Source organism: Halopseudomonas pachastrellae (genome assembly GCF_900114765.1).
Taxonomy (GTDB): Bacteria; Pseudomonadota; Gammaproteobacteria; order Pseudomonadales; family Pseudomonadaceae; genus Halopseudomonas; species Halopseudomonas pachastrellae.
Map to the genome: position 1 here is coordinate 21,680 of NZ_FOUD01000028.1, position 8,350 is coordinate 30,029.

Consider the following 8,350-nt stretch of genomic DNA (forward strand, 5'->3'; position numbering starts at 1 on the left):
TCACACCGGCGCCCAAACGGCAACGCAGCGACGGCTTTATGGCCCCAGACCGACACCCCCTCCCAAGCGTGCAATGGAAGCAGCGTCCAAGCCTAGCCAGCTTCGCTGCTGGAGGCGCTAGCGATTGCCTAAGGGTGAACTGCAGGCTAGGCCCGCGGACCAACCGGAGGCCAAATTGCGTGCACAAAAAAGGCCCGCGATTTCTCGCGGGCCTTCTATGTTGTGGTGCCGGCACCAAGAGTCGAACTCGGGACCTACTGATTACAAGTCGCTAGATGTTACGCCAAGGCCCGTAAAGTCTAGGCTAGTATTGCCGAGGGTACAATAGGGTTAACTAGTTGTTTATGCTTGGTTTTCACGAGTTTTTCCGAGATCGCAAAAACTGGGCACTGTACCGCTACTGTACCTTTTCACTGTACCTATTCTGTACCTTTTGAAGGCGTGAAAAGCTGTCGAGGCATGGGCATTTCTGCTGTGCCTCCCCCCTCTCGAGCCTTCTGCAGCTGCGCCGATCAAGACTCTCCAATACGACACCCTGGCCATCCCAACATGGCTCGAAAAAAAACGGACGCATCAAAGCTGATCTGGGTTCGCCGATATTTCAGGTCTATGGCTCGCTAGGAAAACCGGGGCGACTCAGATCAACGTAAAGCACACTTTTCCTTGGCCGAAAATTTTCATGGGGCTTTTAAAAGAACGAAGCAATCGCAGTCGTTAACTCCCATAAGGTCAAAGCATGCTACATGGCAGTGGGAGCTTGCCGTAGGTAGTTTCGCCGAGGACACCTCGAGACTGTAAACTCGGTTAAAAGGCGGATGCAGGGAGTGCGGAAAGCATGGCTAAACAAGGTACTGTAGGCCCCTCTAGGAGTGGTGATCAGTTCCACTATCAATGGGCTGCCCGGCAATGCCTTGGGCTGCTTACCGGAGATAATGGTTTGGTGGCGGTGGCGATCGAAGGCGCGTCACTGGACGAAGGTGAGGCATCTACGAGCGTCGGCGACGAGGTTATTGACGTCGGCCTGTACTGCGGGAGCGAGGACATCACAGCAGCAACGTCCATCCGCTACGTGCAGCTCAAGCACTCGTCTAGGCGAGCTCACACCCCTTGGACTGCAAGCGGCCTAAAAGGAACAATAGAAGGCTTCGCTGAGCGTTTCAAAGAGTTAGAGGCGTCGCTAGGCCTGGACTCCCTGACTAACAAGGTTCGGTTCACTTTTCTGACGAACAGACCTATGGAGGGAGCGGTTCTTGAAGCGTTGGCCGATATAACTGCAAGGCCTAGCGCGCCACGGCACCACGAAATTGACGAATTGCTGAAACGGTACGCGGCGGCAGCTGGCAGCAACGTACAAAACTTCTTCGCCAACTTCTCGGTTGAAGCTGGCGAGCCGGATCTATGGGAGCAGCGAAACCTACTAAGCCAGGATCTGAGCGCATATCTATCCGAACCGGACACAGAGGCTGCACTTCAACTGAAGGAGCTGGTTACCCGCCGTGCAACCGATGAGGGCGCGAAAGATCGTTCCGTCCGACTCTACGACGTGCTTCGCGCGCTAGGTGTGTCAGAACTAGACCTCCTGCCGGCGCCCTCGTTGATCTCGGAACCGACAAAGGTGCTTCCTCGAGCCCAGCAGGCGGAAATTCTGGCGACGCTGCTCTCCTCAAAGCGTCCAGTGGTCATCCATGCGGACGGAGGTGTCGGCAAGTCGACTCTTTCTGCTCACCTAGCCCGCGCCATGCCTGCTGGATCAGTGGCAGTTCTGTATGACTGCTTCGGTGACGGGACTTATCGCCAAGCGCTAAGGTATCGCCATCGGTACCGCGACGCCCTGGTTCAGATCGCGAACGAACTCTCAGGACAGCAACTTTGCCTACCATTGATTCCGTCCGGCGGCACTGACTCCAAGCAGTTCATGCGAGCCTTTGTGTCTCGTCTCCAGCAGGCCATTGATCTTCTTAGAGCCCGCACGCCTCAAGCGAGTCTTTGCGTTATCGTCGACGCAGCCGACAACGCTTATATGGCGGCACGTGAGATCAGTGAGCGGGCCTTTGTCCATGACTTGATCAATGCAGAAATGCCCGACGGGGTGCGATTGGTATTTACATGCCGATCACACCGACAGTGCTACTTGGAAGCTCCCCTCGATGCCATCGTGATTGAGCTGGAGTCGTTCTCAAAGGCTGAGACAGCCACACACTTACGGTTGTGTTATCCAGAAGCAACAGACGCAGAGGCAGCGGAGTTCGCCTTTCTCAGCAGCGATAACCCTCGCGTTCAAGCGCTGGCGATGGTGGGTACTCCCCCCATCAGCGACATGCTGAGGGCTCTGGGGCCAACCCCGACAACGGTTCAACGCGCGATTGGAGGTCTACTGAAGAAATCCATAGATCGGCTAAAAGCCGAGTGGGGCCCGACAGAAGCGAATCAGATAGACCTCATCTGCAAGGGTCTCGCAGTGCTCCGGCCCTTGGTACCCATTTCCGTCTTGGCGCAGATAGCCAGCGTTCCTGAGAGCGCCGTGCGTACGTTTGCTACTGAGTTTGGTCGCCCGCTCTTTGTAAAGGACTCAGGGCTGCACTTCATGGACGAACCGGCAGAGACCTGGTTCAACGAGACATTCAAACCCGATGCGGCTTCGCTTGATGCGTTTCTTGCAAAACTGAAGCCGCTTGCCGCCACCAGTTCATATGCGGCGGCGGCGCTGCCTCAATTGCTGTTGTCGGCCGGCCGAATGGACGAATTAATCGCCCTGGCGCTCTCGAATGAAAGCTTACCCGAGCTCAACCCTCTGGAACGACGAGACGTCGAGCTGCAACGACTGATGTTTGCCCTCAAAGCGTGCCTGCAGCAGAACCGACATGTTGCCGCTGCTAAGCTTGCACTGAAGGTCGGCGGTGAGGTAGCTGGCGAGGCACGCCAGAACACACTCATCCAGCAGAACACGGACCTTGCCAGCGCTCTGCTTGCGCCAGATCGCGTCGAAGAAATGGTTTCCAGGCGCACGTTCAGCGGCGGACTGCTTGGTCTGCATCACGCATACGAAGCGGTGCTGCTTGCCGGAAACGATGACCTCATCTCTGAGGCGAGAAGTAGGTTGCGCATGGCCTGGGAGTCATTGATCGCTTGGAGCAAGCTGCCACCCAAGCGCCGCAAGGAAGATCAGATCGACGACGAAGATATCGCCGAGCTTGCTATCAGTCTGCTGAGATTGCGGGGGGCAGCCGAGGCCGCGCGGTTCATGAAAGGATGGAGTCCAAAATTCACTGTATTGAGAACCACAAAACTCGTCGCCGCTCGACTTGTAGATGCCGGCGACTTCAAGGGAGTCGATGAGCTTGCCGAGCACGCCGAAGGAGATGCCTGGATGCTGCTGGGTCTGGCAACCGAAGCTGTGCGGGTCGCACATCTTTTGCCAATTGAGCCTCTGCGCCACCTGATAGGCATCTTGGTAGACCCTAACGTCAAGCTACCTGAGGAGCATCTATCATGGAGATCTGGGCGCAGCGTACTAGACGGAGTGCGATCTGCAATTACGCTGGCGCTCCGGTGTCTTCCGCGCGACGATGCGACTTGGGCGGAGATGTTGCGCCGGTATTTGCCAGAAGATCCGCCTCACCAATTCCATGACGTCGATGACGAGCGAGCAGACCTCATTCGGGCCTACGCTCTGGAAGCCGCGCTACGCGGAAAGCGGATTGAGCTGATCGATCTGGCGCCCAAGGATATTCGCCTTGAAGTTGAGGCGGAGGGACCTACCGTTAAGAGCCAACAAGCGTCCCAGTTGAAGCAAGTGACAGGGGGCGTTTTGCCTTGGTTCCTCTTGGCTGCAGAGATCGCCTGTGGCCGCATGCCTCTCAACCTCGAGCACGAAATTGAGCTTGCACTAAGACATACGAAATCTGTGTCGTCACGTGACTATCAGCGAAATTTCAATTTGGAGAAGACTGTTGCCATCGAATGGATACGAATCATTCGCGATGCGGGCTCCATTACCCCCGCCCAAATCGATGCGTTACTGAGGTGGACCAACAACAACGACCGCATCTACTCGAGTACTCTTACGAAGATGTGCCACATCGCTGCGCGAACTTCGGGGATGGACGATCTGTCGCTGCGACTGAGCTCTAAGGCCTACGATCAGGTCACCGAATCACACAGCGATGCGGAGGAACAAGTCGACGATCTTCAAGCGCTAGCGCGTGCCATATTTTGCGTGAGCAAATCGGAAGCGGCCGCTTATTTCGACAAGGCGATCGACATTGCCAGCAATATCGGAGAGGAACATCTCTCTCGATGGACAACATTCTTGGATATTTCGGATGTCATGTATCAACCAGGCCAGGCCAGGCCTAGGACCGCCTATCGGCTGGCAAGGATTGCCGAGCTCAGTTACCAGCATATGGCCCGAGACAAGTACATGGACTGGGATCGGTTGGTCGAGGGCTTGGTCGGCCTCTGTCCTTCATCTAGCCTCGCAATTCTTAGCCGTTGGCGGGATCGAAAGTTCGGCTTTGCTGGTGAGCTACTTCCCGTCGCAATCTACAGTCTGATCGATCGAGGGCTACTTCCTCAAAAGGCAGCGGTGGCCCTAAGTGGCACCGAAACCGGATGGGAACGCGTTAGCGACATCAAAGCGGCCGTTGAAGCGGAGCCCGACAACAATCGGAAAAGGTCAATCCTGCAAATAGCCTACCGATTTCTCCGCATCCAGCCTCACGAAACGGCCACTTGGCGCGAACTCAAGATTTTGGCTGATTCCTTGTCGATGTCACTACCAGATTTGGAGCGGCTGCTTAAGGCATCTGAAAACAAAGTAGTCGGTGAACAGGCGACCGAAGCACAAGCTCCTAGGACGCCCCCTAGCAACGAGGTCAAGGAGCCTGATTGGGATGCGCTCTTCAACGGCGTTAATCTCTGCGACTCAGCCGCAGTCGTCGCGGCACGGCGATCGCTCAAGAAGATTGATGACCGTTCGTACACTAGCGAATTCTATGAGCAAGGCTGCCGGCGCGCGACACTGTCGGAGATCGGCGGCTACCTTCGCGCGCTCCAGCTGGACGACGAGTTCAGCGTGTTCCGCTTCATGGACGTCATCAGGCAACTTTCCGAAGAGAGCAAGAGGCTCCTGTCAGTCCGCATCGAACTAAAGAGAGCTGCCCTTTTGCTCGCTACAAGAGAACCCAACCACGTAGGACGCCGCGGTTGGGGCTATAAAGGCCCATTTGATGATCTCTATGCTGAGGGCATCGTCATGGAGAAGGACGTGGCTTCAGCTCGGATTAAGGGCTACCTGTCGCAGCTCGACGCACTTGATGCGAAAGACTTGTTTCATCTTGTGGAGCCGCTCTCGCGACAACTGACTAGCGACGAGGCCGATGAGGTACTGAATTTCGGCTTCGACCTGCTCGAAGAGATCCTTGAGGAGACAGACGGAGATGGCCCGTGGAACGACTCACTCGCACCGTCTTCATCTTGCGAGGAAGCCTTGGCTGGATATTTGTGGGCAGGTTTGGCGCGACCAGCCACTGCTGAGCGATGGGAACACGCGCACTGCGTCCGCAACTGTCTTGAGCTCGAGTGGCAATCGCTGTTGTCCGCGCTGGCCGCTCGCGCATCGGAGGCAGACCCACAGCCATTTGTTGACCGCAATCTGGTTTTTTACGAGTGGCATGCCCGTCAATGGCTATGTATTGCTCTGGCAAGAGGCGCGATGGATGTACCTCATGCCGTTACTCCTTTTCTCACATTTCTTGAGTCTTCCGCAAAAGAGCATCACGTCATCATCCGCCACTTCGCCTCAGATGCATTGAGGCGCCTGAATGAGGTCCATACGCTGCCAGCGAATTTGCTAGTCATCGCGAACAGCGCAAACCACACTGCACGGTCAATGGAAGTCTACAACCGCGGCGAATACCAAATAGTTGATGACGATACCTCCGATGACAAAGCTATCGACGACGAGAGGTATTTTTTCGGCATCGACATTGGCCCTTATTGGTTCGCTCCGCTGGGCCGCGTCTTCGGTCTGAGTCAGCGTTCGATCGAAAGGCGAGCACAAGCAGTTTTGCGTGATCGCTTACCGCTAGGGCCCCACCGGCGCATCGATGATCAACGCTATGGGCGCGGGCTATTCCGTGGGAGAGAGACAAGCCACTCGCATGGAAGTATGCCCGCAGTGGAGGACTGCTTCGTTTATCAGTCCTATCACGCCATGATGTTCGTTGCTGGCCAGCTATTGGAGACCAAGCCGGTACGCCGTAGCGTTGATGAGGAAGAGGATCCGTTCGACGATTGGTTGAGAGGGCAGCTACTCACCCGCGGTGATGACCGCTGGCTTGCAGATCGGCGCGACCCTGAGATACTCAAGGCCACCTCATCGGAGCGCGATCGATTGGATGCCTCATGGTGTTGGCAAGTGGATAGACAATACTTGGATGATCAGCTGTCAACGGACGATGGTATGACGACCCTATGGGGCCACTGGACAACAACCGATGCAGTCAATGGTGAAACTGTGTCGGTAAGGTCTGTACTCGTGCCTTCTTTTAATGCGACAGCCCTTGTAGCAGCTATGCAGACGAGCCCTAGCCCGGGTGAAATTTACCTCCCAAACGCGGAGCAAATGGATCATCGAGAGGAGATTGATGATCCAGAGATAAGTCTACGCGGCTGGGTCAGTGCGGAAAGCCACTCGTTGAGCCTTGACGAACATGACCCATGGGCTGGTCGGTTGAACTATCCGGGACCGCGGCCCTGTGATGAAATCCTCAACGCCTTGAATACGGTGACGGATCCAGACACGCGATCGTGGACCCTACCAGAAGGAGGCAAGGCGAGAAGTGAATCGTGGTCCCGCCGCACGGGCTACGGAGAGGAGCGCGATATCCTAACCGGCACTCGGCTCAGCGTCGATGATAGGTTCATCCGCTCGCTGCTTGATAGACACCCGAACACATCTATGGTTGTCTGCGTCATGATACGCCGCAAGCCACCTAAAGACGAAGCAGCCAAAGACGACTACTACTTCTACAATTATCCCTACAACCGCTACTACTTGATTGGACACGATGGAATCGCTAGATCGCTCTAAGGCTGTCATCGAGCTCGGAAAGCGGATCGTTGCCGGCTTGTCGCTCGGCGAAGATGTCACCGCGCAATGGATGGCGCACCTGGTAGCCGAGAAAATTTCCTCTGCTGAGAACGCGCCGGACAATGTGCGGGATTCAGCCGTGATGGACTGCGTAGATGTCATCCTCAAACTATGGGCACACCGGCACGCATTACCTCCATACATGCGGCCACTCAGGGAGCTCGACCCTCTGCTGCGCACACTCAATTCCTTAGGCGTGAATGAGGAAGATAGCCTCAGGTTTTTCGCTCGCCCACCTAGCGGCGCAGAGCTAGACGGCGCGACAGCGGATGAAAAAAATCTCTTCGAGTTCGCGATAGCCGTTGATCAGGCAGCCAGGGAGCTGATCCGTTACGCACTCAGCGCTGCCGCCGAACGCTCCGTCAACGAGGTCAACCCATGGCTAGAGGCAGTCATCGAGAGCGGTTTGGAAACAAACGTGGAATTGCGTATCTCAAGATTCATCACAGAAGGCTTACTAGAGAGCCAAAAAGAGGCACATAGGAGAGCAATGCTCGACAGAGCTGATCGGCTGGAGAGTTTTGCGAAAGCAGCTTTGTCTCTGGCCAGCGAGATGAGAGAGCTACCACAGCAAGATGCCAAGAAGTCGGGTGACTGAAAACAGAAGTGAATTGCCCCGAATTTCGGAGATATCCTCAAGCCTGAGAGGCAGTCAGCAAAGCCAACTTGAGAAAGTCCGGTCTTGGCCGATAGCCGCAGCAGTTGACTGTATCTGGTTGGCGGGCCGTTTTGAATTTGGGGTTGTACTCACCGCCCAGCTGGTTACGCCAAGATTTAAGCAGCTCTGTTATCTGCGGGTTGAATGACAAGGAGCGCACGGCAACTGAGCCTGTAGGAAGTATCCGGGCAGATACCCATGAATCGCCCCTAGTTTCGTAGACACCTCCTGGCCTCATAATACGGCCCACTAGGAGGTGCCATGAGCAATCCGCGTTATCCCGAAGAATTCAAAATCGAAGCAGTCAGGCAGGTGACCGAACGAGGTCTGCCGGTGGCTGAGGTAGCGTCTCGTTTGGGCATGTCGACCCACAGCCTGTATGCCTGGGTTAAGCGCTACAGCAAACCCGAAAAGCAACGCGTGCAAGAAGACGACCAGCAAGCTGAGCTGCGTCGTCTGCGTGCCGAACTCAAGCGCGTGACTGAAGAGCGAGACATCCTAAAAAACCGCCTCCCCGGCGCTCCGCGCCCCATTGGATT

General features: G+C 55.7%; 3 protein-coding genes. All 3 read left to right on the plus strand.

The features are described 5' to 3' along the window. Positions 1-835 precede the first annotated feature (835 nt). On the plus strand, positions 836-7,093 hold the full coding sequence (gene avs3a / locus BM116_RS17770) for an AVAST type 3 anti-phage nuclease/ATPase Avs3a (protein WP_083728566.1): 6,258 nt from the start codon (positions 836-838) through the stop codon (positions 7,091-7,093). Next, positions 7,071-7,751: an AVAST type 3 anti-phage protein Avs3b gene (gene avs3b, locus BM116_RS17775; protein ID WP_083728565.1), complete on the plus strand. Its 681-nt coding sequence runs from the start codon at positions 7,071-7,073 to the stop codon at positions 7,749-7,751. Before avs3a ends, avs3b begins: the two co-directional genes overlap by 23 nt. A gap of 321 nt (positions 7,752-8,072) precedes the next feature. Further along, positions 8,073-8,350, plus strand: a 278-nt coding sequence (locus tag BM116_RS17780) for a transposase (protein ID WP_139222372.1), incomplete at its 3' end; no start/stop codon positions are given.